The organism is uncultured Bradyrhizobium sp., assembly GCF_947648125.1.
Lineage (GTDB): Bacteria > Pseudomonadota > Alphaproteobacteria > Rhizobiales > Xanthobacteraceae > Bradyrhizobium.
Window position 1 is genome coordinate 135,981 of record NZ_CANSMR010000018.1, and the last position, 25,429, is coordinate 161,409.

22 protein-coding genes and 1 pseudogene are annotated in these 25,429 nt (G+C 65.0%); 15 read left to right on the forward strand and 8 right to left on the reverse strand.

What is annotated here, in order from left to right; all coding sequences use genetic code 11:
• The first annotated feature begins 50 nt into the window (after nt 1–50).
• Together Q0030_RS27645 and Q0030_RS27650 are read left to right on the forward strand one after the other, a co-directional pair.
• Nucleotides 51–914 carry an EamA family transporter gene (locus Q0030_RS27645; protein WP_298374245.1) on the forward strand — a complete coding sequence of 288 codons (864 nt, stop codon included), beginning with the start codon at nt 51–53 and terminating at the stop codon, nt 912–914.
• Nucleotides 915–1,003: 89 nt separating this feature from the next.
• Nucleotides 1,004–2,182 carry a YbfB/YjiJ family MFS transporter gene (locus Q0030_RS27650; protein WP_298374246.1) on the forward strand — a complete coding sequence of 393 codons (1,179 nt, stop codon included), beginning with the start codon at nt 1,004–1,006 and terminating at the stop codon, nt 2,180–2,182.
• Nucleotides 2,183–2,220: 38 nt separating this feature from the next.
• Here the strand turns inward: Q0030_RS27650 and Q0030_RS27655 are convergent, their stop codons facing one another.
• The 3 genes from Q0030_RS27655 to Q0030_RS27665 all read right to left on the reverse strand — a co-directional run bounded on the left by Q0030_RS27655 (nt 2,221) and on the right by Q0030_RS27665 (nt 4,384).
• Nucleotides 2,221–3,006, reverse strand: coding sequence for a molybdopterin-binding protein (locus Q0030_RS27655; RefSeq protein WP_298374247.1), 786 nt, complete (start codon nt 3,004–3,006; stop codon nt 2,221–2,223).
• A gap of 11 nt (nt 3,007–3,017) precedes the next feature.
• On the reverse strand, nt 3,018–3,650 hold the full coding sequence (locus Q0030_RS27660; RefSeq protein WP_298374248.1) for a cytochrome b/b6 domain-containing protein: 633 nt from the start codon (nt 3,648–3,650) through the stop codon (nt 3,018–3,020).
• 179 nt (nt 3,651–3,829) lie between these two features.
• Entirely contained in the window at nt 3,830–4,384 is a 555-nt protein-coding gene (locus Q0030_RS27665) for a fasciclin domain-containing protein (RefSeq protein ID WP_097676955.1), read from the reverse strand.
• A 326-nt stretch (nt 4,385–4,710) separates the two neighbouring features.
• Between Q0030_RS27665 and Q0030_RS27670 the strand changes: the two genes are divergently transcribed.
• Nucleotides 4,711–6,111: an MFS transporter gene (locus tag Q0030_RS27670; protein ID WP_298374250.1), complete on the forward strand. Its 1,401-nt coding sequence runs from the start codon at nt 4,711–4,713 to the stop codon at nt 6,109–6,111.
• Between the two features lie 168 nt (nt 6,112–6,279).
• On the opposite strand, the gene Q0030_RS27675 is transcribed toward Q0030_RS27670, so the two are convergent.
• Complete coding sequence (locus Q0030_RS27675; protein WP_298374252.1) at nt 6,280–7,041, reverse strand: SDR family oxidoreductase; 762 nt, start codon at nt 7,039–7,041, stop codon at nt 6,280–6,282.
• An 87-nt stretch (nt 7,042–7,128) separates the two neighbouring features.
• Here Q0030_RS27675 and Q0030_RS27680 point away from each other — a divergent pair, with 87 nt between their 5' ends.
• From Q0030_RS27680 to Q0030_RS27690, 3 genes are all read left to right on the forward strand, one after another.
• Entirely contained in the window at nt 7,129–8,658 is a 1,530-nt protein-coding gene (locus Q0030_RS27680) for a malonyl-CoA synthase (RefSeq protein ID WP_298374254.1), read from the forward strand.
• Between the two features lie 26 nt (nt 8,659–8,684).
• Nucleotides 8,685–9,188, forward strand: a complete 504-nt coding sequence (locus Q0030_RS27685; protein WP_298374256.1) for a hypothetical protein — start codon at nt 8,685–8,687, stop codon at nt 9,186–9,188.
• A 149-nt stretch (nt 9,189–9,337) separates the two neighbouring features.
• On the forward strand, nt 9,338–9,826 hold the full coding sequence (locus Q0030_RS27690; protein WP_298374258.1) for a hypothetical protein: 489 nt from the start codon (nt 9,338–9,340) through the stop codon (nt 9,824–9,826).
• Nucleotides 9,827–9,832: 6 nt separating this feature from the next.
• Here the strand turns inward: Q0030_RS27690 and Q0030_RS27695 are convergent, their stop codons facing one another.
• Nucleotides 9,833–10,693, reverse strand: a complete 861-nt coding sequence (locus Q0030_RS27695; protein ID WP_298374299.1) for a sulfite exporter TauE/SafE family protein — start codon at nt 10,691–10,693, stop codon at nt 9,833–9,835.
• 134 nt (nt 10,694–10,827) lie between these two features.
• On the opposite strand from Q0030_RS27695, the gene Q0030_RS27700 reads away from it, so the two are divergent.
• From Q0030_RS27700 to Q0030_RS27720, 5 genes are all read left to right on the forward strand, one after another.
• Nucleotides 10,828–11,748, forward strand: coding sequence for a LysR family transcriptional regulator (locus tag Q0030_RS27700; protein ID WP_298374261.1), 921 nt, complete (start codon nt 10,828–10,830; stop codon nt 11,746–11,748).
• A gap of 229 nt (nt 11,749–11,977) precedes the next feature.
• The gene (gene sdhC, locus Q0030_RS27705) at nt 11,978–12,376 is read left to right on the forward strand and encodes a succinate dehydrogenase, cytochrome b556 subunit (protein WP_298374263.1); all 399 of its coding nucleotides are present in this window, start codon (nt 11,978–11,980) and stop codon (nt 12,374–12,376) included.
• A 14-nt stretch (nt 12,377–12,390) separates the two neighbouring features.
• Entirely contained in the window at nt 12,391–12,765 is a 375-nt protein-coding gene (sdhD, locus tag Q0030_RS27710; protein WP_298374301.1) for a succinate dehydrogenase, hydrophobic membrane anchor protein, read from the forward strand.
• Between the two features lie 3 nt (nt 12,766–12,768).
• Nucleotides 12,769–14,610 (forward strand): succinate dehydrogenase flavoprotein subunit, encoded by a 1,842-nt coding sequence (sdhA, locus tag Q0030_RS27715; RefSeq protein ID WP_298374265.1) that lies wholly within the window; start codon nt 12,769–12,771, stop codon nt 14,608–14,610.
• Between the two features lie 18 nt (nt 14,611–14,628).
• Nucleotides 14,629–15,414: a succinate dehydrogenase iron-sulfur subunit gene (locus tag Q0030_RS27720; protein WP_050402509.1), complete on the forward strand. Its 786-nt coding sequence runs from the start codon at nt 14,629–14,631 to the stop codon at nt 15,412–15,414.
• A 22-nt stretch (nt 15,415–15,436) separates the two neighbouring features.
• On the opposite strand, the gene Q0030_RS27725 is transcribed toward Q0030_RS27720, so the two are convergent.
• From Q0030_RS27725 to Q0030_RS27735, 3 genes are all read right to left on the reverse strand, one after another.
• Entirely contained in the window at nt 15,437–18,193 is a 2,757-nt protein-coding gene (locus Q0030_RS27725) for a bifunctional acetate--CoA ligase family protein/GNAT family N-acetyltransferase (RefSeq protein WP_298374267.1), read from the reverse strand.
• Between the two features lie 113 nt (nt 18,194–18,306).
• On the reverse strand, nt 18,307–20,181 hold the full coding sequence (locus tag Q0030_RS27730; protein ID WP_298374270.1) for a ferrous iron transporter B: 1,875 nt from the start codon (nt 20,179–20,181) through the stop codon (nt 18,307–18,309).
• Nucleotides 20,178–20,465 (reverse strand): FeoA family protein, encoded by a 288-nt coding sequence (locus Q0030_RS27735; RefSeq protein WP_298374273.1) that lies wholly within the window; start codon nt 20,463–20,465, stop codon nt 20,178–20,180. The genes Q0030_RS27730 and Q0030_RS27735 overlap by 4 nt, the downstream gene beginning before the upstream one ends.
• Nucleotides 20,466–20,844: 379 nt before the next feature.
• Between Q0030_RS27735 and Q0030_RS27740 the strand changes: the two genes are divergently transcribed.
• The 4 genes and pseudogenes from Q0030_RS27740 to Q0030_RS27755 all read left to right on the forward strand — a co-directional run.
• Nucleotides 20,845–22,947 carry a hybrid sensor histidine kinase/response regulator gene (locus Q0030_RS27740; protein ID WP_298374304.1) on the forward strand — a complete coding sequence of 701 codons (2,103 nt, stop codon included), beginning with the start codon at nt 20,845–20,847 and terminating at the stop codon, nt 22,945–22,947.
• A gap of 359 nt (nt 22,948–23,306) precedes the next feature.
• Complete coding sequence (locus Q0030_RS27745) at nt 23,307–24,164, forward strand: FkbM family methyltransferase (protein WP_298374276.1); 858 nt, start codon at nt 23,307–23,309, stop codon at nt 24,162–24,164.
• A 184-nt stretch (nt 24,165–24,348) separates the two neighbouring features.
• Complete coding sequence (locus tag Q0030_RS27750) at nt 24,349–24,735, forward strand: VOC family protein (protein WP_298374279.1); 387 nt, start codon at nt 24,349–24,351, stop codon at nt 24,733–24,735.
• A 361-nt stretch (nt 24,736–25,096) separates the two neighbouring features.
• A pseudogene (locus Q0030_RS27755) lies at nt 25,097–25,429 on the forward strand (OmpA family protein); the annotation flags it as partial.

Genomic DNA, 25,429 nt, shown 5'->3' on the forward strand with positions numbered 1-25,429 from the left:
CCGGCAAAGAGCCAACCGCGCCCCCAAAAGAAGCCAACAAGACGGACCTCATGACCGCAGCCATTATCTACGCCTTCGCCTCGGCCATTTTCCTTGGCGCCGGCGTCGTGCTGGCGCAGCTTGGCCTGCGCACCGTCGAGCCGCTGTCGGGCGCCGCGATCAGCGTGCCGTCCTTCACCCTGTTGTTTCTCCTGCTCTCGCCGCTGATCCTGCATGGCGAGCCGGTGGTCTGGCGCGGCCTGCCGATCTTCATGGCGATCGGCCTGTTCTTCCCGGCCTCGCTGACGCTGCTGATCTTCGCCTCGAACCGGGCGCTCGGACCTGTCATCACCTCGACATTGGGCAATCTCGCGCCGCTGCTTGCGGTCGCCGCCGCTGTGGTGCTGCTGCATGAGCCGCTCGCGCCGCAGCAGCAGATCGGCCTCGTGGTCGCGGTGGCCGGTGCCGCGATCATTACCGTGACCCGGCCCCGCGACCTCGGTCATTGGCGCAGCTGGGCCCTGCTGTTGCCGCTTGCCAGCGCGCTGGTGCGCGGCATCGTGCCCCCGATTGCCAAGCTCGGGCTGGCAATCTGGCCGAGCCCGCTGTGGGCGTGCCTGGTCGGTTACATCATGTCCTCGCTGGTGGTGCTGACCGTGCAGCGGATCCGCAAGGGCAGCTTCATGGTGCAGGCGCCGCGTGACGGCCGGTTCTGGTTTGCATTGACCGGGATCAGCAATGGGCTCAGCGCGCTCAGCCTGTTCGCCGCGGTCCGCAACGGCCCGATCACGCTGGTGGCGCCACTCGCAGCGATCTACCCGCTGGTGACCGTGGCGATGAGCGCGATGTTCCTCAAGCATGTCGAGATCACCGCGCGGATCGTCGCCGGAACCCTGCTGACCGTGATCGGCGTCGCGCTGGTCCTGATCGCCTGATTGCCCGATACGCAAGACAGTGTTGCTGCCTGTGGCGCTGGGCAGGACCGGCGCGGCCTGCCACAATGGCCGCATTGCCGGAGTGAATTGTGAGAGCCCCCTCCCCGTCCTACCCGCATCCCGCGCGGCTGATCCTCATTTTATCGCTCGCACCGACGGTCGGTCTCGGCATCGGCCGTTTCGCCTATTCGCTGGTGCTGCCGGACATGCGCGACTCGCTGGCCTGGTCGTATTCGGCCGCCGGCTTCATGAACACGATCAATGCTGCCGGCTACCTGGTCGGGGCGCTGTTCGCCTCGCGCCTGATCCAGCGCTTCGGGCTGGCCACATCGGTGCGCTGGTCGACGCTGGCCTGCGCGCTGTCGCTGGCGCTGTGCGCCCTCTCGGGCAATTTCGCCGTGCTGAGTTTTGCCCGCCTCCTGGTCGGCTTCGCCGCCGCGATCGGCTTCGTCGGCGGCGGCGCGCTTGCGGCGACGATCGCTCAATCACGGCCGGAGCGAGCGAACTTCCTGCTCAGCCTGTTCTATGCCGGGCCGGGCGTCGGCATCCTGGCATCCGGCCTGATCGCGCCCTTCGTGTTGCAGCGTTTTGGCGCCGGCTCATGGTGGATCGTGTGGTGGGCGATGACCCTACTCTCCGCGATCATGACGGTGCCGCTGCTGCTTGCGCCATTCCATGCCAATACTGCCGCGGGTGGCATCGTGCGGACCAAATTCGCGGTCATGCCGGTCCTGATCTACCTCACCGCCTATTTCCTGTTCGGCGCCGGCTACATCGCCTACATGACCTTCATGATCGCCTATGTCCGCGACGGTGGCGGCGGCGCGGTCGCACAGAGCGCGTTCTGGAGCCTGATCGGCGTCAGCGCGTTCGTTACCCCTTGGGTCTGGCGGCGCGTTTTAGCGCTCGACCGCGGCGGGCTCGCCACCACCATCATCCTCGGCGTCAACGCGCTCGGCGCGGCTCTCCCGATCTTCGGGCATTCGCCGCTGCTGCTCGCGATCTCGGCGCTGGTGTTCGGCGTCGCGTTCTTCGCCGTGGTCGGCTCGACCACCGCCTTCGTGCGCCTCAACTACCCGCCGGAAGCCTGGCCGACCGCGATCGCCGCGATGACCATCGCCTTCGGCATCGGCCAGACGCTCGGCCCGATCGTCGTCGGCGCGATCACCGACGCGGTTGGCAGCCTGTCATTTGCGTTGAATGTCTCGGCGGCGATGCTCGTGCTCGGCGCGCTGCTGTCGGCGTTTCAGAGGAAGGTTGGGCCTTAATCCTTCGTCGTCCCGGCGCAGGCCGGGACGACAGTAAGTCAGCTCCCGCTGAACGAATTGTAGCCCTGATCTTCCCAGTAGCCGCCCTTGTAGTCGTTGGTGACTTCCATCGAGAGCACGTATTTCGGGTTCTTGAAGCCGAGCTTGGTCGGCACCCGGATCTTCATCGGGAAGCCGTAGGCGCGCGGCAGGATCTCGTCGGCGAATTTGAACGTCATCTGGGTCTGCGGATGCAGCGCCGTGCGCATGTCGAGCGGCGAGTTGTAGCCGTCCTTGTCGGCGCACTGGAACCAGACATATTTGGCGCGCATGTCGGCGCCCACCAGCTTGAGGAAATCACGCAAGGGCGTGCCGGTCCAGCTGCCGATCGCGCTCCAGCCTTCGACGCAGATGTGGCGCGTCACCTGCTTGACCTGCGGCAGCTTGTACAATTCGTCGAGCGTCCACGGCTTCTTGTTCTCGACCAGCCCGCGCACCTCGAGCTTCCAGTTCGCTGCCGCAATCTCCGGCGCATCGTCGAGATCGTAATAGGCATTGAACGGAAACGGCTTGGTGATCATGCTCTCGGGGAAGGTCGGCGCCAGCGCATCCGGATTGAACATCCAGGCCTGCACCGCGTCGTTGAACTTCGAGACCTGCTTCAGCAGTTCTTCAGCCGACGACGAATCGACCACGTCGCAGCCGGTCAGCAGCGTCAGCGCGCCGAGGCTGGTGCCGGCCGTGATGAAACGCCGGCGCGTCAGTTCGGGCATCGTCTTCACCGCATCGCGCACCAGCAGCTTCTTGTCGACACCGGGTATCAGGAGTTTTCTGAGACGACCCATCACACCCTCCCTTAGCGCCCGATGATCATGGCGCGCAGGCTCTTCGGCACCAGCAGCGCGAGCGCGACATGGATCACCAGGAAGGCGACGATCAGCGCCATGCAGGTGAAATGGACATAGCGGGCGAAGTCGTAGCCGCCGAACAGCGAGACCAGCCAATGCAACTGCACCGGCTTCCACATCGACAGGCCGGACAGCACGATGACCACGCCGACAATGATGATGCCGGTGTAGAGCAGCTTCTGCACCGAATTGTACTTGCTGAGATCGTCATGCGACAGCTTGAAGGTCAGCGCCGCCTTGGTGTCGGCAATCACACCGCCGGGGGTGAGCGGCAGCAGCTTCTTGCGGAAGCGGCCGGTGGCGAAGCCAAGCGCCAGATAGACAAGGCCGTTGACCATCAGCAGCCACATCGCGGCGAAGTGCCAGAGCAGCGCGCCGCCGAGCCAGCCGCCGAGCGTGATGTTCCGCGAGAAGGTGAAGCCGAACAGCGGCGAAGCGTTATAGATCTGCCAGCCGGACATGATCATCAGGATCATCGCGAAGGCGTTGATCCAGTGCACCATGCGCACCCAGACCGGCTGGATCACCTTCGCGGGCGCCGCGGTCTCTGCCTGGTGGTCGCTGACGGCAAGGCTCGTCATGGAATGTCTCTGCTCGTGGTCGTTACCAGCTTATACGCCGGGAACCGGCGTTCCGTTACGGGGACGCGCATCATCAGTTCGATATACGCCACCTCATATGGTCACAAAAATGCGAGCCGGGGCGAGGCTCCGGCTCGCTGTTTCGTAAGGCGTTCAGGACTAAATCGGGCCGCCGGGTGTTAGGTCGCCGGCATCAGCACGGTGTCGACCACATGGATGACGCCGTTCGACTGGTTGACGTTGGAGATCGTCACCATCGAGGTGCCGCCCTTGGCATCGACGATCCAGACCTTGCCATCCTGCTTCTTCACCGTCAGTTCCTCGCCCTCGGCGGTCTTGAGCTTCTTGCCGTCGGTGAGGTCGGAGGCCTCGAGCTTGCCTGGCACCACATGGTAGGTGAGGATCTTGGTCAGCGTCGCCTTGTTCTCGGGCTTGACCAGATTGTCGACGGTTCCGGCCGGCAGCTTGCCGAAGGCGGCGTTGGTCGGCGCGAACACCGTGAACGGGCCCTTGCCTTCCAGCGTGCCAACCAGGCCGGCGGCCTTCACCGCGGCGACGAGGGTGGTGTGATCCTTCGAATTGACGGCGTTCTGGATGATGTTCTTCGACGGGAACATCGCGGCGCCGCCGACCATCACGGTCTTTTCCTCGGCGCGGACCGGCGCCACGACGGTGGCGGTGATCGCGAGCGCGCTGAAGGCGGCGGCGGCAAGATAGGCAATACGCTTCGACATGTTCGTCTCCCGATGGGTAATCCGGCCGGCCAGTTTTCGCCGGCGATGAAGGGGCAACAACGGCGCGTGTTGATTGGTCTGCGTCGTCGTTGGCCTGAGCTACGGGAGGTTTTCCGGGCGGTTTCCGGAAAAAACTCTTTGTGATTCCTGAAACCGGATGAGGCGCGCTTCGTACATGCGGCGCTTCGCGCAGCGCGCCCGCGCATTCCATTCAACGGAATAGACGGGTGCGCCGCCGCGAGCAATTCGCTTGCCGCCATGGTGCGATTGGTTCAGCCTGAAATTGCGGCGCGGTTTCGCAGCGGGTGGTAGCGGGGAGATCAATCATGAGCAGCATCACGGCTGATGGTCACGCCGCGCCTGTGGTCAACGATGCCGGCGGCGATATCGGCCCGCTCGAACAGAAGCACCTGCAATACGCCAACTACCGCGCCGTCGCCGGCAGCACTGAGCTCACGAAAACCCATTGGCACATCGCCACCGCCAACGCGCTCGGCTGGGGTTTTGACGGCATGGACGGCGTGATCTTCGCGCTGATCTCGCCGATGGTGATCAAGGAATTCCAGCTCAGCTTGCCGGAATACCGCTCCGGCATGCAGATCGCGCTGTTCGTCGGCATCGCCGGGCTCTATTTCTGGCCGTGGCTCGCCGACCGCTACGGCCGCCGCACGCTGCTCGCGGTCAACATCGCGCTGTTCTCGTTTCTGATGCCGGTCGCGGCGCTGTCGCCGACCTTCACGGTGTTCGTGATCGCGCGCTCGCTGTTGTTCTTCGCGCTCAACGGCGAATGGTCGCTCGGCTCGATGCTGGTGGCGGAGACCTGGCCGGCCCGGCTGCGCGGCCGCGTCATCAGCATCACGCGTTCGGCCTGGTGCCTCGGCGCTACGCTCGCCGGCGCGATCACCGGGCTGGTCGCCGCCAATTTCGGCTGGCGTATCGGCGTGATGGTGCCCGGCGTGATCGCACTGCTCGCGATCTACATCCGCTCCACCTGTCCTGAATCGCCCTATTGGGTGCGTGCGCAGGACCGCAAGCGGCGCATCTCCGAGACGCTGGCGCGCGGCGGCACCGTCAACAACGAGGACAGCGCCTGGTTCGGCAAGGCCAAGTCGGTCGGCATCCGCCAGGTGTTCATGCCCGACGTGCTGCCGTCGACATTGGTCGCGCTGTTCGTGGCCTGCGCCTCGACCTGCATCTACGGCACGGTCGGCGCCTGGATGCCGCTTTACCTCTCGACCGAGAAGCATTGGTCGACAGCGGAATACAGCCTGTTCTACGTGTTCTACGGCCTGTGCGGCTTCCTCGGCCTGTGCCTGGTCGGCTGGCTGATCGACAAGATCGGCCGCCGCCGCACCTTTATCATCACCCTGATCGAGGGCGCGATCTTCATGACGCTCTGGGTCTATTCCGAGGACCGCGTGCTGCTGTGGGCGTTCGGGCTCGCCTGGTGTCTCGGCTTCCTCGGCTTCTGGGGCCCGAGCACGACGCTGACGGCGGAAATCTTCCCGACCCGGATCCGCGGCGCCGCCAACGGCGTGGTCTGGGCGATCGCCTATTTCGTCGGCTTCGTCCTGTTTCCGTTCGTCTCGATCGCCCTCCAGCAGCACACCGGCTCGTTCGCGCTGTCGTTCCTCTGCATCCCCGGGCTGATGATCGCGATGGCGATCGGCGTGTACCTGTTCGTGCCGGAGCATTCCGGCAAGGAGCTGAACGAGATCAGCGAGTGAGGCAGATCGCAGAACCGTCCACGCCGTCGTCCCGGCGAAAGCCGGGAGGGGACCCATAACCACGACTGGTCGTTTTGCGAAGGTTGGGGCTCCAGCCTTTGCGAACAACCAACACCGGTGGTTATGGGTCCCTGCTTTCGCAGGGACGACCCGCTGAGAGAGTTGTGCCTAATCCCGGTTCGACGGGGTCTGAATAAATCCCCGGTTATGCGTCGGGCTGATCAGGATCTCGTTCATGCAGACCCGCGCCGGCATGCTGGCGACGAAGGCGATGGTGCGGCCGCAATCCTCCGGCTGCAGCATCCTGGCCTGCTCGGCTTCGCTCGGCACCACCGGCCGCTGCTTCAGGATCGGCGTTGCGACCTCGCCCGGCGACAGGCAGCAGGCGCGCAGGCCGTTGACGCATTCGTCCATGTTGAAGGAATGGGTCAGCGCCAGCACCGCGTGCTTGGTGGTGGTGTAGGCTGGGCCCGGCATCTTCGAGACGTGGCGGCCGGCCCAGGACGCGACATTGATGACGCAGCCGTCCTTCTGCTTGCGCATCGTCGGCAGCACCGCGCGCATGCAGTAGAGCACGCCGTTGAGGTTGACCTCGACCAGCTTGTCCCAGCCTTCCAGTTCCATGTCGGCCCAGCTGCGCTTCGGCACGTTGATGCCGGCGCTGTTGACCAACAGGTCGGTGCGGCCGTGCTTGCCGACGATCGCCTCCGCCGCCTTGTTGACGTCGGCCTTGTTGCTGACATCGAGCGGGATCGCCTCGGCCTTGCCGCCCTTTTTCGTGATGTTGGCCACCACGCGGTCGAGTTCTTCCTTGCGGCGGCCGGAGATCACCACCGTCCAGCCGTCCGCAGCCAGGAATTCCGCGCCGGATTCGCCGATTCCGGTGCCGCCGCCGGTGACCCAGGCCACGCGTTTCCCATTATTTGTCATGCAAACTGTCTCCGTTGCTTTCCGAAGGGCGTTTTTGCTAATCCAGCCGGACTCTTACCGGCGCTTTCGCCCCTCAGGGGATGTTGCATGAATACGACGACCAACGCCAACCTGTTTTCCCGCCTGTTCGATGGCCTCGACGACCCCAATCGGCTGGCGATCAAGCAGCTCGACGGCAGCCGCATCTCCTACGGCGATTTGATCGCACGCGCGGGCCAGATGGCGAACGTGCTGGTGGAACGCGGCGTCAAGCCGGGCGACCGCGTCGCGGCGCAGACCGAGAAATCGGTCTCGGCCCTCGTGCTCTATCTCGCCACCGTGCGCGCCGGCGGCGTCTATTTGCCGCTCAACACCGCCTATACGCTGAACGAGCTCGAATACTTCATCACCGACGCCGAGCCGTCGCTGGTGGTCTGCGATCCCTCCAAGCTGGACGGCATCAAGGCGATCGCCGCCAAGGTGGGCGCCAAGGTCGAAACGCTCGATTCCAGCGGCAAGGGCTCGCTGACCGAGGCCGCCGACAACGCGCCGAAGGAATTCGCCACGGTGCCGCGCGGCAATGACGACCTCGCCGCGATCCTCTACACGTCGGGCACCACCGGCCGCTCCAAGGGGGCGATGCTGTCGCACGACAATCTGGCGTCGAACTCGTATTCGCTGGTCGACTACTGGCGTTTCACCGACAAGGACGTGCTGATCCACGCGCTGCCGATCTATCACACCCACGGCCTGTTCGTGGCGAGCAACGTGACGCTGTTCTCGCGCGCCTCGATGATCTTCCTGCCGAAATTCGATCCGGACGCGATCCTGAAACTGATGGCCCGCGCTACCGTGATGATGGGCGTGCCGACCTTCTACACCCGCCTGTTGCAGAACCCCGGCCTGAACAAGGACGCGACCAAACATATGCGGCTGTTCATCTCGGGCTCCGCGCCGCTGCTCGCCGACACCCATCGTGAATGGTCGGCACGGACCGGCCACGCGGTGCTCGAGCGCTACGGCATGACCGAGACCAACATGAACACAAGCAACCCATATGACGGCGATCGCGTACCCGGCGCGGTGGGCTTCGCGCTGCCCGGCGTCTCGGTGCGCGTCACCGATCCCGAGACCGGCAAGGAGCTGGCGCGCGAGACCATCGGCATGATCGAGGTCAAGGGCCCGAACGTGTTTAGGGGTTACTGGCGGATGCCGGAGAAGACCAAGGCCGAATTCCGCGACGACGGCTTCTTCATCACCGGCGACCTCGGCAAGATCGACGGCAAGGGTTACGTCCACATCCTCGGCCGCGGCAAGGATCTCGTGATCTCCGGCGGCTTCAACGTCTACCCGAAGGAAATCGAGAGCGAGATCGACGCCATGCCCGGCGTGATCGAATCCGCCGTGATCGGGGTGCCGCATGCCGATTTCGGCGAAGGCGTCACCGCCGTCCTCGTCTGCAACAAGGGCGCCGATATCAGCGAGGCCTCGGTGCTGAAGGCGCTCGACGGGCGGCTCGCCAAGTTCAAGATGCCCAAGCGCGTCTTCGTCGTCGACGAATTGCCGCGCAACGCGATGGGCAAGGTGCAGAAGAATATCCTGCGGGATACGTATAAGGATATCTACGCGAAAGGGTAAGGGGCGCGACGATGTCGCGATAACCGATGAACCGCAAAGAGGCTATTCGGTTGAGTGACCAGCTCATCATCGCCAACGAGGCGATGATGAAAGCCCGAACGGCCATTGCAGAACTCGGAAAAGAGGAGCAGCTCGAATTCGACGGCCCGCTCTTCGAGCTTCTGGTTGAGTTGCAATGGCAAGTGATGCTGCCGCTTTACGAAAAATTCCCCGACTTGCTGCCATCCGCGCTTCTTGAGGAATTGCCTGTCCCCGCCCCCACCTCCGACGTGGCATGGAGCGACGTAAAATTGCCGCGTGCTGCGACCACAGCAGCGCTCGACGATTTCCTCATGTCGCTGCTGGAGCCATATTGGCAGAAGGTCGCGCTGGTTCTGGGCAAAGGCATCGTACGTTCCGACGAGCTGGGATTGCCGTTCACCTATCGCATGATGGCAGCACGTCTGCGATATCTATGGGATACGGGTCGAATCGAAGCTGAGGGGCACCTCCGTACTCCGACCCAAAGCCAGGTACGGCTGCAGGACTAGCGCGTAGTTTCGTAGCCCGGATGGAGCGAAGCGAAATCCGGGACCACTCGAATTAGCTGCGAGAACCCCGGATTGCGCTTCGCTCCATCCGGGCTACGCGCTGCGGGATACGTAATGGATACTTGCAGGACGCGGTGACGGGACCCAGAATGGATCGAGAGCAGGCGGCCGAATTGAAAAAACGCCTACTGAACGTGGGCCGAGCACTCGATCGTACGGTCACGGCCATGGGGCAAATCGACCAGGCCGAGCGCGACGCCTTGTGGGAGCATCTCAACGAACTCTACGAAATCGTCCACCGTAAGCTGCTGGTGGGCATCTATGCTCAACATCCGGACCTAAAACCTCCACGCAGGCCCCCGCATCTCTTCAGCGAGATGGCATGGAGCGAGGCGCTTCTCCCGTCATCAATGACCGAAGATCAACTGGACGGCGTGATCCTCTCGCTTTTGAAGTCCCGCTGGCGGAAAGTTGCGGCGTTCGTGACCGATGCAGAAAAACGCTTCAAGGAACTCGGTTGGACCATCACCTATGAGGCGACGGCGGCCCGATTGCAGGTGCTCTCTGATTTGGATCGTATCGAGAGCGCCGGCGATCTGCGATACTGGGGCAATAGCGAAGTACGGTTGAAGCTCTGACTCCGGCTATGCGCCGCCCAACAGGCTGATCACGAACCGTCCGCCGACGATGAAGAGATAGGCCCCGAACGCCATCTCCAGCGCGCGCTTCGACAGCGCGTGCGCGACCTTCACGCCGAGCGGCGCGGTGACCAGCGTGGTCGGCATCACCAGCAGCGCGCCGATCAGCGAGACGTAGCCGAGCGCGAACGGCAATTGCAACGCAGCGACGTCGGGAAAGCGCGCGGCGGCGGGCCAGCCGGCATAGAGATAGCCGAGCGCGCCGGGGATCGAGATCAGCACCGCGAGCGCGGACGAGGTCGCGACCGCCTGATGGATCGGCCGGCCGTAGAAGGTCATCAGCAGGTTGGCGAACAGGCCGCCGCCGATGCCCATCAGCGTCGACAGCAGGCCGACGAAGAAGCCATAAACGCGCATCAGAAAGCCCTTCGGCACGTCGTCGCCGAACTTCCAGGTCTCGCGCGCCAATAGCAGCCGCGCCGCCGCCGACCACGCCACCACCACGAACACGATCTTGAACAGCCGTTCCGGCGCAAACCGCGCGGTGACGCTGCCCGCGGCGACGCCGATCACGATCGGCAGCCACCAGCGCTTCAGGATCTCCATGTCGACCGCGCCGCGGCGATAATGGGCGCGGAACGAGCTCAGCGAAGTTGGAATGATGATCGCGAGCGAGGTGCCGATGCAGAGCGGCATCCGCACTTCGAGCGGCACGCCGGCAAGACGAAAGCATTCGTAGAACACGGGCACCAGGATCGCGCCACCGCCGATGCCGAACAGGCCGGCGAGAAAGCCGGACAGCGCGCCGACAGCGATCAGCAGCAGCGCAAGCTCGAGCAGTTCCTTGGGATCGAGGCCGGCCATGATGTCCTTCGCAGTGTCAACGTACGGCCGCACCACGTGCCCGGCGCCGCCTTAACGGAGAGCAATAGCCCCTTTTGGGATTCGGGAGTATCTATGCTGTTGAGCAGGCTCTGTTGCGAAATGCGGAAGGATCGAGCTTGGACCAGCTGGCAGCGATGGCGGCCTTTGTCCGCGCGGTCGAGACCGGCAGCCTGTCGGCGGCGGCGCGGTCGCTGCCGAGTTCGCTGACCTCGGTCAGCCGCCAGATCAGTGCGCTTGAAGAGCATTTCGGCACCCGCCTGCTGTTGCGCACCACCCGGCAGCTCGCGCTGACTGATGACGGACGCATTCTCTACGAGCGCGCGAAATCGGTTCTTGGCGAGGTCAGGGAGATCGAGGCGGCGCTGGCACGCAACCCGCATCAGCCGTCGGGCCGGATCCGGTTGAGTTCGCCGAGCCTGATCGGCCGGCTCGTGATCGCACCGTTGCTGGTCGAGTTTCTGCGCCGCTATCCGGCTGTTGCCGTCGATCTGCTGTTGATCGACCGCGCCGTCGATATGGTCGAGGAGGACATCCAACTCGCGGTCCGCATCGGCCGCCTGCGCGACTCGCAGCTCGTCACGCGCAAGCTGACCGATCTGCAGATGATCGTGTGCGCAGCGCCGGCCTATCTGGCGCAGCGCGGTGAGCCGCGGAGGCCGGACGATCTCGCAGGGCACGACTGCCTGGTGTTTTCCGATTCGCCTGGGAGCGCGGAGTGGCGCTTTGCCGACGGCACGAAGACGGGTCGCAAATTCCGCATATCCGGTCGGCTCTGGATGAATAGCCTCGAGGCGCTGGTCAGTGCAGCGCGGGAGGGCGCAGGCATCGTCCGCGTGCCGTCGTGGCAAGTGCAGTCGGACCTGGCGAGCGGCCGCCTGCAACGCCTGCTGATCGATCATGAGCCGGCGCCGACGCCGCTGCATCTGATGCTCCAGCCGTCACGCCTGGCATCGCCTAAGATCAGGGCATTCGTCGATTATCTAGTGGAACAATGGGCTAAAATCGACGCCTTCCGGACCCCCTCCGCGCGTCGTTAGACGCGCCAGTCGATCCATGGGTTTTTGGATTCATTTTTTGGTTCACCCGGTCTTGCATCTGGTATACCACACTGCGGATCAACCAGAATTCGGCAACTCTAACAATGAACTTCGGTTCGACCGAAGGCTATTTGGCCGTTGCGCGGGCTGATCCGACTCCGTAAATAGAACTCCTCTACCGCGTTCCCCGATGGGCCGGCCGCGGTCCCTCACACCATAAAGCCCGCCGATGACCGCCAGGATCGAACGACCGCTTTCACCCCATATTCAAACCTATCGCGTGACCCTGACGATGGCGCTTTCCGTCGTCCACCGGGCGACTGGAATCGCGATGTATTTCGGCACGCTGCTGCTCGCCTGGTGGCTGATCGCAGCAGCGTCCGGCCCGACCGCCTACGCCAACGTCCAGGCCTTCACGGGTAGCATTATCGGCAAGCTGATTCTGTTCGGCTACACGTGGGCGCTGCTGCACCACCTGGTCAGTGGCATGCGTTATTTCGTCTGGGACCTCGGCTACGGCTTCAAGGCCAATGAGCGCGAGGCCCTGACCTGGGGCGCTCTGATCGCAGGCATCTCCCTGACCGTGCTGGTCTGGATCATCGCCTATGCTGTTGGAGGTGGACGATGAGCGGCCCCTCTTCGATGCGCACGCCGCTGGAGCGCGTCCGCGGCCTTGGCTCCGCACATACCGGCACCTCCGATTTCTGGCGTCAGCGCCTGACGGCCGTCGCCATGACGCTGCTGATCGTGCCTGTGCTGGTGGTGATCCTGATGCTGATCGGCCGCAACCATGCCGGCGCGGCGCAGATCCTCGGCTCGATTCCGATCGCCATTATCCTGCTGCTCTTCATCGTCGCCAGCACCTGGCACATGAAGATCGGTATGCAGATCGTGATCGAAGACTACGTGCATAGCGAGAAGGTGAAGCTCGCCTGCGTGATGGCGAACAACTTCTTCTGCGTCGCGGTCGCATTGGCCTCGATCTACGCAATCCTCAAATTGTCCTCGGGAGTTTGACCCATGGCCGCTGAAGGTAACGGCAAGGCCACCAATGGCAGTGGCCCGGCCACCAATGGCAAGGCCTATCCGATCCAGGACCACACCTACGACGTCGTCGTGGTCGGTGCCGGCGGCGCGGGCCTGCGCGCCGTGGTCGGCTGCTCGGAAGCGGGCCTGCGCACCGCCTGCATCACCAAGGTGTTCCCGACCCGCTCGCACACCGTTGCGGCGCAGGGCGGCATCTCGGCCTCGCTCGGCAACATGCATCCGGACGACTGGCGCTGGCACATGTACGACACCGTGAAGGGGTCGGACTGGCTCGGCGACCAGGACGCGATCGAATACATGGTGCGCAACGCGCCCGACGCGGTCTACGAGCTTGAGCATTGGGGCGTGCCGTTCTCGCGCACCGAGGACGGCAAGATCTATCAGCGCCCGTTCGGCGGCATGACCCTGGACTACGGCAAGGGTCAGGCCCAGCGCACCTGCGCCGCGGCCGACCGCACCGGCCACGCCATGCTGCACACGATGTATGGCCAGTCGCTGCGCCACGCGGCCGAGTTCTTCATCGAATTCTTCGCCATCGACCTGATCATGGACGACCAGGGCGTCTGCCGCGGCGTGATTGCGCTCAAGCTCGACGACGGTACGCTGCATCGCTTCCGCGCCCAGACCACGATCCTGGCGACCGGTGGCTATGGCCGCGCCTACGCGTCCTGCACCTCGGCACACACCTGTACCGGCGACGGCGGCGGCATGGTGCTGCGCGCCGGGCTGCCGTTGCAGGACATGGAGTTCGTCCAGTTCCATCCGACCGGCATCTACGGCTCGGGCTGTCTCGTCACCGAAGGCGCCCGCGGCGAAGGCGGCTATCTCGTCAACTCCGAGGGCGAGCGCTTCATGGAGCGCTACGCACCGTCGGCCAAGGACCTCGCTTCGCGCGACGTCGTCTCGCGCGCGATGACGATCGAGATCCGCGAAGGCCGCGGCGTCGGCAAGAAGAAGGACCACATCTTCCTGCACCTCGATCACCTTGATCCGAAGGTGCTGCATGAGCGGCTGCCGGGCATCTCCGAATCGGCGAAGATCTTCGCCAATGTCGACGTCACCCGCGAGCCGATCCCGATCGTGCCGACCGTGCACTACAACATGGGCGGCATCGCCACCAACTATCACGCCGAGGTGTTGACCAAGCGCAACGGCGACGACAATTCGGTGGTGCCGGGCCTGATGGCGATCGGCGAAGCGGCCTGCGTCTCGGTGCATGGCGCCAACCGCCTCGGCTCCAACTCGCTGATCGACCTCGTGGTGTTCGGCCGCGCCGCAGCGCTGCGCCTTGCCGACAAGCTGACGGCGAACGCCAAGCAGCCGGAGCTGCCGAAGGATTCGGCCGACCTCGCGCTCGGCCGGCTCGATCGCTTCCGCCACGCCTCCGGCGGCACGCCGACCGCGAAGCTGCGCGACAGCATGCAGCATGTGATGCAGAACAATTGCGCGGTGTTCCGCACCGGCGACGTGCTGCAGGAAGGCCAGAACCTGATCCACAAGGTCTATGGCGGCGTCGGCGACATCTCGGTCTCGGACCGCTCGCTGGTGTGGAATTCCGACCTGGTCGAGACGCTGGAATTCGACAATCTGATCGTGCAGGCGATCGTGACGATGGATTCGGCGGCGAACCGCACCGAGAGCCGCGGCGCGCATGCACGCGAAGACTTCTCGGCTCGCGACGACAAGAACTGGATGAAGCACACGCTGACCTGGATCGATCCGGCTGGCAAGACCGCGATCGATTATCGTCCCGTCCACGACTACACGATGACCAATGACGTGCAGTACATCCCGCCGAAGGCGCGGGTCTACTGAGAACGAAGGCGAGCAAGCATGGTTGAATTCGCACTTCCGAAGAATTCGAAGATTTCCGGCGGCAAGACCTGGCCGAAACCGGCCGGCGCCACCGAAACCCGCGAATTTCGGGTCTATCGCTGGAACCCTGACGACGGCAAGAATCCGAGCGTCGACACCTATTACGTCGACACCCATGATTGCGGTCCGATGGTGCTGGACGGCCTGATCTGGATCAAGAACCACATCGACCCGACGCTGACCTTCCGCCGCTCCTGCCGCGAAGGCGTCTGCGGCTCCTGCGCGATGAACATCGACGGGCAGAACACGCTGGCCTGCACCAAGTCGATGCACGACGTCGGCGCAGGCGGCGCGGTGAAGGTCAATCCGCTGCCGCACCAGCCGGTCGTCAAGGACCTGGTCCCCGACCTCACCAATTTCTACGCCCAGTATGCCTCGATCGAGCCGTGGCTGAAGACCACGACGCCGACGCCGCAGAAGGAGTGGAGGCAGAGCCACGAGGACCGCGAGAAGCTCGACGGCCTGTACGAGTGCATCCTGTGCGCCTGCTGCTCGACCTCGTGCCCGAGCTATTGGTGGAACAGCGAACGCTTCCTCGGTCCCGCCGCGCTGCTGCAGGCAACGCGCTGGGTCACCGATTCCCGCGATGAAGCGACCGGCGAGCGGCTCGACAATCTCGAGGATCCGTTCCGCCTCTATCGCTGCCACACCATCATGAACTGCGCCAAGGCGTGTCCGAAGGGCCTCAACCCCTCGGAAGCGATCGCCGAGCTCAAGTTCAAGATGGTCGAACGCCAGATCTGATCGGACGCAGCCGCGGCTGGCGCTATGATAAGCGGCCAGCCGCCGCGGGCCGGATCAGGATATCGGAACCGACCGCATCGACCGCGGATCGATCGAGGTCGAGCACGACATCGACGATGCTGTGATCCTCCGGATCCATCGTGGCGGTGAAGCCGAGATCGCGGCACATTCCGATCATCGTGGTGTTCTCGGTCAGCACCTGGCCGGACAGCCGATTCAATCCCTCCGACCGCGCATAGTGGATCAGGAGCTGCATCAGCGCCCAGCCGAGCCCTTTGCCCTTGAGATCGGACTGCAGCAGGATCGCATATTCGGCGTTCTGGTATAGCGAGTCCGAATGCAGCCGGACCGCTCCCATCATCTCGCCGGTCGTCGGATCGAGCGCCACAAACGCCATCGCGCGCGCATAGTCGAGCTGGGTCAGGCGCGCGATGAAGGCGTGCGAGAATTCCTTCATCGCGTGGAAGAAGCGCAGCCTGAGATCCTCGGCGGTGACACGCTTGAAGAACGCGGCGACCATCGGCTCGTCCTCGGGCCGCATCGGGCGCACCGTGACGTGCGAGCCGTCGCGTAGCGCCAGCTCGCCTTCCCATTGCGACGGATAGGGCCTGACCGCCAGTCTGGTTTGACCGGCGAACAGCCGCGCCGGCTTGCGGATCGCCACGCGCGCGTCGAGTGCGAGCACGCCGGTCTGGTCTGCCAGCATCGGATTGATATCGAGCCCGGCAACCTCGGGAATGTCGGCGGCCATCTGCGCCAGCTTGACCAGGGTGAGCGGTACCACATCAGCCGGCACGGCCGGCACATCGCCATAGCCGCCGAGCAGCCGCGAAACACGCGTGCGTCCGACCAGCTCGCGAGCGAGATTCATGTCGAGCGGCGGCAGCGCCAGCGCCTTGTCGTTGATCACCTCGACCGCGGGGCCGCCGCGGCCGAACACGATCACCGGGCCGAAGGTCGGATCGTCGGCGATGCCGAGGATCAGTTCGCGCGCCGCGCGCCGCACGATCATCGGCTGGATCGTCACGCCTTGCAGCGTCGCATCCGGCCGCGCGTTTCGCGCGCGTTCCAGCACCGTCCTGGCGGCCTCAATGACGCTGTCCTTGGTGCGCAGGTCGAGGATCACGCCGCCGACATCGGATGCGCGCCTGATGTCACGCGAGAACACCCGGACCACGATCGCATGCCCCGCGGCGAGGAACGGCACCGCCTTCTCGGCGGCGTCCTCCGCACTGTCAGCCACGACCGTCGTCACGATCGGAATGCGATAGGCCTCGAACAGGGCGACGATCTCGGCCGGATCGAGCCAGGCGCGCCCTTCCGACAACGCCTTCACGATCACATGCCGCGCCGCGGCCGTCTCCGGCGTGAACACCGATGCGACGCCCGGCGGGGTCGCGGCGAGCGCCGTGGAGGCCTCGCGATAGCGCACCAGATACATGAAGGCGCGCACCGCATCGTCCTCGGTCGGGAAGTGCGGGATGCGGGCCGCCTCGAAGATCGCGCCGGTGCGCTCGTCGGCGCCGACCCACGCCGCAAGCACCAGTGCCGCGACCGCACTTCGTTTGGTCCTGCGGTCACGAAGGCATTGCGCCACCGCCTCGGCAATGCCCTCGGCTGGCGCCACCGCCGTTTCCACATTCGCGACCAGGACGGCATCGTTGTTGGCATCATCGAGCAGCGCGTTGAGCGCCACCACGTAGCGGGCGGCATCGGCATCGCCCGCGATGTCGACGGGATTGGCGCATGACCAGCCCGGCGGCAGCATCTTGTCGAGCCGTTCGATCGTCTCCACCGTCAGCGTCGCGGGAACGCCGCCGAGCTCGGCCAGCCGATCGGTGGCGAGGATGCCGAGCCCCCCGCCATTGGTCAGGATCGCGAGGCGGTTGCCGCGCGGGACGAAGCCGCGGCCGAGCAGCTCGGCGCAGTCGAACAATTGGCGAAGGTCGTAGACCCGCAGCATGCCGGCGCGGCGGAACGCGGCGTCATAGACCGCATCGGAGCCGGCCAGCGCGCCAGTGTGGGTCGCGGCGGCCTTTGCCCCCTCGGCCATCCGCCCCGATTTCACGATGATGACCGGCTTCATGCGCGCCGCGGCGCGCGCCGCCGACATGAACTTGCGCGCATCCTTGACCGCTTCGAGGTAGATCAGGATCGCGTTCGTATGATCGTCGAGCGCGAAATAATCCAGGAGGTCGGCGACGTCGACATCGAGCTGGTCGCCGATCGAGGCGATGCCGGAGAAGCCGAGCCGCCGCTCCGCCGCCCACTCGATCATCGCCGACGCGACCGCGCCGGACTGCGAGATCAGCGCGACATGGCCGTCGGACGGCTGATGCGAGGCGAAGCTCGCATTGAGCTTCGCGCGCGGCACCATGACGCCGAGGCAGTTCGGCCCGACCAGGCGCATGCCGTGCCGCCGCGCCGTCTGCTCCACGATCTCCGCGAGCGAGCCTGCGCCATGACCGAGACCGGCCGACAGGATCGCGGCACCGGCAACCCCGGCAAGCCCGGCCTCCACCACGATCTCCGGGATTGCCGCCGGCGGTGCGCTGATGACGACGAGGTCCGGAACGAACGGAAGCGACTTCAGGTCGGCAACGGTCGGCTCGCCATCAACATCCGCATAGTGCCGGTTGACGACGCCCAGCCTGCCGGAGAAGCCGCTCGCTTTGAGGTTTCGGAGCACCGCCGCGCCGAGCGACGACGGCCGCGGGCTACCGCCGACCACCGCGATGCTTCGAGGCGAAAATACCCGCTCCAGGCCGAACGTCGACATTGCGTGGTCTCGCAGGGAACCCGTGGATGCGCGAGAGGCGCCCCCGAACGAACTCTACTGCGTCGCACGCCCGGTTGCACCCATTGCCGCCGCGACAGAACGCGACGGCCCGGCTAATGCAGCCCCAGCGCCTGCGCCAGATTGAAAGTCAGGAAGCTCGCGACATAGGCCAGCGCGAGCATGTACAGGAACGTCACCACCATCCACTTCGCGCCGCCGGTCTCGCGGCGGATTACCGCGAGCGTCGAGGCGCATTGCGGGGCGAAGATGTACCAGACCAGCATCGACAGCGCGGTCGCCAGCGTCCATTTCTGCGCCAGCACCTGGCCGATCTGTTCCGCCGCCTCCTTGCCGCCCTCGATCGAATAGACGGTGCCGAGCGCCGCGACCGCGACTTCGCGCGCCGCCATGCCCGGGATCAGCGCCACCGCGATCTGCCAGTTGAAGCCGATCGGCCGCAGCAGCGGCTCGAGCGCGTGGCCGATCATCGCCGCGAAGCTGTAGTTGATCGCCGGCCCCTCGGCGCCGGCGGGCGCGGTCGGGAACGAGGCCAGGAACCAGATCAGCACCATCATCGAGAGGATCGTGGTGCCGGCGCGATACAGGAACATCTTGGCGCGATTGAGCACGCCGATCGCGATGCTGCGCAGCCGCGGCACCTTGTAGTCGGGCAATTCCAGCATGAACGGTGCCGGCGCATGGTCGCGCCACAGGAAGAACTTTGCGATCGCCGAGACCGTCAGCGCGCTGGTGATGCCGGCGGCGTAGAGGCCGAACATCACGAGCCCCTGCAGATTGACGAAGCCCCACAGCTTGGTCGCCGGAACAAAGGCCGAGATGATCAGCGTATAGACCGGAATCCGCGCCGAGCAGGTCATCAGCGGCGCGATCAGGATCGTGGTCAGGCGATCACGCCGGTTGTCGATCACTCGCGTCGCCATGATGCCGGGAATCGCACAGGCAAAGCTCGACAGCAGCGGAATGAAGGCGCGGCCATGCAGCCCGGCGCCGCCCATGATGCGGTCCATCAGGAATGCGGCTCGCGCCATGTAGCCGAAATCTTCCAGCAGCAGGATGAACAGGAAGATGATGATGATCTGCGGCAGGAACACGATGACGCTGCCGACGCCCGAGATGAGGCCGTTCTGCAGGAAGCTCTGCAACAGGCCCCAGCTTTCCGGCAGCAAATCGTGGATCAGCTGCCCAAGCGCAGAGAAGCCGTCCGAGAGCAATTCCATCGCCGGCTGCGCCCAGGTGAACACCGCCTGGAACATCACGAACAGGATCACGGCCAGGATCACGAGACCCCAGACCGGATGCAGCACGACCGAATCGATCCGGTTGGTCTGCGTGTCGGGCTTGGTCGGCAGCGTCACCGCCGCGGCGATGATGCGGTCGGCCTCGCGCTGCGCCGCCTTGAGGTCGGCAATCGTCGGCGTCGCCCACTCGCTGGCCGCCGCCTCATGCGACCGGGCCAGGAATTCGTCGGTCCGCTTCAAGAGCTCGTCGACGCCGCCCTTGCGGACCGCGACCGAGGTCACGATCGGCAGGCCGAGCTCCTGCGACATGCGATCGAGATCGATCGTCACGCCGCGGCGCCTCGCGATATCGATCATGTTGAGCACGAGCATCATCGGCCGGCCGACGCGCTTCAGCTCGAGCACGAGCCGCAAGGTCAACCGCAGATTAGTGGCGTCCGCAACGCAGAGCACGAGATCGGGCACCGCCTCGCCGTCGAAGCGGCCGAGCACGATGTCGCGGGTGATTTCCTCGTCCGGGCTGCGGCCGCGCAGCGAATAGGTGCCGGGCAGGTCGAGCACCGTCACGCTGCGGCCCTCCGGCGTGACGAAGCCGCCGGATTTGCGCTCGACCGTGACGCCGGGATAATTGGCGACCTTCTGGCTGCTGCCGGTCAACCGGTTGAACAGCGACGTCTTGCCGGTGTTCGGCGCGCCGACCAGCGCCAGGCGCAGGGATGCAGTTGTCATTCGACGATCACGGCCATGGCTTCGCTCCGGCGCAGCGCGATCGTGATGTTGTCGACGCGCACCGCGATCGGATCCCGCCGGATCGTGCCTTCATGCAGGATTTCCACGCGCGCGCCCTCGACAAATCCCATCTCCACCAAGCGCTGCTCGAGCTCCTGCGACGAGAGCGATGAACCCGTCACGAGCGCATCGAGCCTGATGATTTTTCCGACAAAACCGCGATCCGCATGTCCGAGCCGGATGTCCTGTAGATTATCCTTGGAGGAGTTTGGATCGCCTGTCATGCGGCCTGTTTTTCAGCAGGTAGTCACAGGGTCAAGCATTTGCCCGTGAGAGGTTTTAGAACTCCTAAAAACAGCGCCCGGACTCGTCATCCCGGCCGATTTTCCGCTTGACTGCCGGCGTGGCGCTAACGGGGTCGTGATGACGCCGTGCGGCATACGCCCCGCGTCGCCCCGGACGAGTGCCGGCTCCCAATTGATCGATCCGGGTTGGCCTCCGGTAACCTTGACCGGCGGGCTGGATGACGCGGCAGCCGCTGCGCCGGGCGCCAGGCGGGGGTTTCGCTTCCTCCGGCGCGACGGTTTGCGTTAAGCTCGCTACGGAGCCGGAGTGCCCGTGCCGACCGCTGCACAACGCAATTCGCTGAGACTGCTGCAATGGATGATGGCCGCCTCGCTGGCCCTTCCGCTGGCGCTGTTCATGTTTGCTTCCGCGATGTCCCGGATGTCGACCAGCGAGGCCGCCGACCAGGAAATCCAGCGCACGCTTGACGTCGCCCATGAGCACGCGCTCAAGGTGTTCGAGACCATCGACCGCAGCCTGGCCGAGGTGACCGAGGTCGTCCGCGGCATGAGCGACGCCGATATCGTCGCGCGCGAGAAGAGCCTGCACGAGCGGCTGCGCCGGGTCGCGGACACACTCCCCCAGGTGAAATCGATCTGGGTGTTCGATGCCAACGGCCATGCCCTGGTCAACAGCCTGGTGGAACCGGCCCCCGACATCGATTTCTCGGATCGGGACTACTTCCGCATCCACGCCGAGCGCGACATCGGCACCTATATCGGCGAGGTGCTGACGCCGCGGCCACCCTATCAGGGTGCGCGGTTCTTCAGCGTCGGCCGCCGCCGCAACAACGAGGACGGCAGCTTTGGCGGGGTGATCCAGGCCTCCGTGCTTCCGGAGTATTTCGAGAATTTCTACGCCAAGATCGGCCGCGAGCCCGGCAGCTTCCTGGCGCTGATCCGGACCGATGGCTCGATACTGGCGCATTTCCCTGTCATCGACCACGACGCCAGGTTCGAGCCGAGCGGGCCGCTGGGGCGACAGATCGTCGCCAATCCCGAGACAGGCGGCATGACGATCCGCTCCCCGGCCGACGGCATCGAACGGCGCATGCGCTATCAGCGGCTGTCCGAATACCCGATCTATGTCAGCGCCGGGCTCGAGACCTCGGCGATCCACGCGCGCTGGATCTCGACCATGGCGCAGCACCTGATCTTCGGCATACCCGCCACCGCGCTGCTGTTCGGCCTGCTCGCGCTCGCCTTCCGGCGAACCCAGCGCCTGCAGGAGGAGGCCGACCGGCGCATCGAAGCCGAGGACGCGTTACGGCATGGCCAGCGGCTGGAGGCGCTCGGGCAACTCACCGGCGGCGTCGCGCATGACTTCAACAATCTGCTCACCGTGATCCGCGCGTCGGTCGACATGTTGCGGCGGCCGGACCTGCCGGAGGCGAGGCGTCAGCGCTACATCGATGCGATCTCCAACACCGTGAACCGCGCCGCCAAGCTGACCAACCAGCTGCTTGCGTTCGCGCGCCGGCAAACCCTGAAGCCCGAGGTGTTCGACGCCTGCCAGAACGTCCGCACCCTGAGCGAGATGATCGCCACGCTGATCGGCTCGCGGATCGAGATCACGGCGCAGGTGCCGGACGAGACCTGCCTCGTCAACGCCGACGCCGGCCAGTTCGAGACAGCGATTATCAATATGGCGGTCAATGCACGTGACGCGATGGACGGCGTCGGCCGGCTCACGATCGCGGTCCGCGCCGTGAACAAGCTGCCGGCCGAGGCGATCACGCCGCCGAGCCCGCACGGCCACGTCGCGGTCTCGGTGGCCGATACCGGCGTCGGAATTCCGCAGGAATTGTTCGGCCGCATCTTCGAGCCGTTCTACACCACCAAGGAGGTCGGTCACGGCACCGGCCTTGGCCTGTCGCAGGTGTTCGGCTTCGCCAAGCAATCCGGCGGCGAGGTCACCGTGACCAGCGAAGTCGGCAAGGGCTCGACATTCACGCTGTATCTCCCGCGTGTCGTCGGTAGACACAACGCGCAAGCGCGGCTCACGGAGGATGCGCCTTCGGTCGATCCGACCAGCGCGTCGGTCCTGATCGTCGAGGACAATGCCGAGGTCGGAAAGTTCGCCGCCGACACGCTGACCCAGCTCGGTTGCACCTGCGTGCTGGTGGAGAACGCCACCCACGCGCTGGAGGAGCTGACCGTCGACCCCGACAGATTCGACCTCGTGTTCACCGATGTCGTGATGCCCGGTATGAGCGGCATCGAGCTTGCGGAGGAGATCCGCCGGCAGCGGCTCGATCTGCCGATCGTGCTGGCTTCCGGCTACAGCCAGGTGCTGTCGCAGCAGGGCAGCGGCGGCTTCGAGCTGTTACAGAAGCCGTATTCGGCCGAGCAGCTGGCGCGCGTGCTGCACAAGGCCACGCGCTCGCGCAGGCTGAAGCGGGACCAGGCGCCGGCGTCGTGAAGTGATTGCTTGCGCGCACCACACATTCGCTGTCGTCCCTGCGAAAGCAGGGACCCATACGCCGCGGCGGAGGTTGCTGGCGGGGACTCGTCGTAACAGCATCGCGCGATGATCAGCATGGGTGGTTATGGGTCCCTGCTTTCGCAGGGACGACACCGAGTTTGTGGCTCAGCCATTGAGTCATTTCGTGTGGACAATCCTCGTCTGGAGCGGACTGCTGTTTACCGCTCGGCACGATCCCGCGGCAGTGCGGCGCATTCAGGCGCAGGGCGCCTATGGATTGCTGTCCCCCAGGCTGCGGGACTGGCTGCTTTCATAAGCGGCCGATGCAACCGTTGGCGCTTCCGCCAAAACCGGTTATGCATGCCGCGCTTTTGATGAGGCAATGCGTGATCCCGAGCAACGACATTTCGCCGCCGCCATTCGGCGCCCTGGCGCCCAATGCGGCGCAGGCCGCCATCATCCGGCTTGCGCATGGCAGCGGATTGAAGCGCGGCGCGTTCCGGCCATGGCTGTCGCGGCTGGTCAATCTGTTCGGTTCAGGACCGCTTGATGTGACCTATCAGGGCGCGTCGTTCCGCTTCTATCATCAGGCGAGCGCGACCGAGCGCGGCGCGCTGTTCAATCCCGATTACAATCTTGAAGAGCTCGCCTTCCTGCGGGCGCATGTCGGCACCGGCGGCACCTTCGTCGATCTCGGCGCCAATGTCGGCACCTATGCGCTGGCGCTGGCGCGCGATGTCGGGCCCAATGGCAAGGTGATCGCGATCGAGCCGCATCCGATGACGCATGCGCGGCTCAAATTCAACACGCAGGCCTCCGGCTATCCGCAGGTGCGCCTGGTTGCAGCCGCCGCAGGTCCGACCGATGGCGAGTTGATGATCGAGACCGACGGCGACAATCTCGGCGCCAGCCACATCGTCACCGGCGCGCCCACGGGCAAGGCGTTCAAGGTGCCATCGCTGCGGCTGCAACGCATCCTCGAGGAGGCCGGCGCGACCAGCGTCGATGCGCTGAAGATCGACGTCGAAGGATTCGAGGACCGCGTGCTCACCGGCTTCTTCCGCGACGCGCCGGAACAGCTGTGGCCCCGCGCGGTCGTGATCGAGCATCTGTCAAAGGACGAATGGACCGACGATTGCATTGCGGACATGCATACGCGCGGTTACGTCGATCAGGGCCGGACGCGAAGCAACACGCTGCTTGTGCGGGAATGACAGATTTTCTCCTTCCCCCTGAACGGGGGAAGGTCGGGATGGGGGTCAAGCCGCAGGCAACGCTCGCTGCGGAGAGAGCAGATCCCCACCCGCTTTGCTCTTGCGAGCGAAGCGACCTCCCCTTTCCAAGGGAAGGTGAAACGAAAGCGCGGATGCCAATGCGGCACAAAAAGGGAAGCTCGCAATGATCGACCATATCGGCTTTTCGGTCTCCGACTACGAACGCGCGAAGGCGTTCTACCAGACCGCGCTGGCGCCGCTCGGTTACGGCCTGATCATGGAAGTGCCCGCAGAAGTGACCGGGCACGCACCTGCGGCGGGCTTCGGCACTGACGGCAAGCCTGATTTCTGGATCGGCGGCGAAGGCGCGATGAACAAGCCGGTGCATATCGCGATCACAGCCAAGGACCGCGCCACCGTCGACGCCTTCTACCAGGCCGCGATGGCGGCTGGCGGCCGCGACAACGGCGCGCCCGGCATTCGCGCGCATTATCACCCGAACTATTATGGCGCGTTCGTGCTCGATCCCGACGGCCACAACATCGAGGCGGTCTGCCACACGCCCGGATGAGCCGCGCGGGAAACGCCGCCGCGACCGGACGAGCCGTCCGGCAAGAACCGGCGAATCACTGGTGCGCGGACCCCCGGGACCAACCGGCCCGCAGCCTGCGACAGATCGACCCGCGGTCCGGTGATTCGCCGCAGCGCCGCAGTTCCACGTCGATTGCGCGTGTGTCCGAGCGTTTCTTCTGAACGCGCGGTGAACAAGCGCACATGCAACCCGTTATAATGTCGAAATAAACTTCGCCGATGATTCGGCGCTCGCCACAATCCGGCCTAACGGCTGGCAATTCATCGTCCTGCCGAATTGTTCGGTTCTGACTTCCTTTCTTTCCTTCCTGCCCAGACTTTCCGCCGGGGACTCCAAGACCATGACAAAGCTTCGTCTCGTGCTGCTTGCCACGACTGCGCTGACGGTGATGCAGTTCGCCACCTCAGCGTCGCATGCACAAACTTCTCCGCTGGTCGTCGCACAGGCGCAGCCAAAGGAAGAGCTCGGACCTGACGGAAAGCCGAAGCCACGGCCAGCGCCGGGCGCGCCGGCGCATCCGGCACCGCCCGCAGCTGCACCGCCCGCCGCCGCACCGCATCCGCAAGCGCCACCTCCGGCAGCCGCGCCGCATCCGGCTCCGCCACCGGCCGCAGCGCCTGCGCGTCCGACACCACCACCTCCGCCCCCTGCCGCCGCTCCGCCGCATCCGACG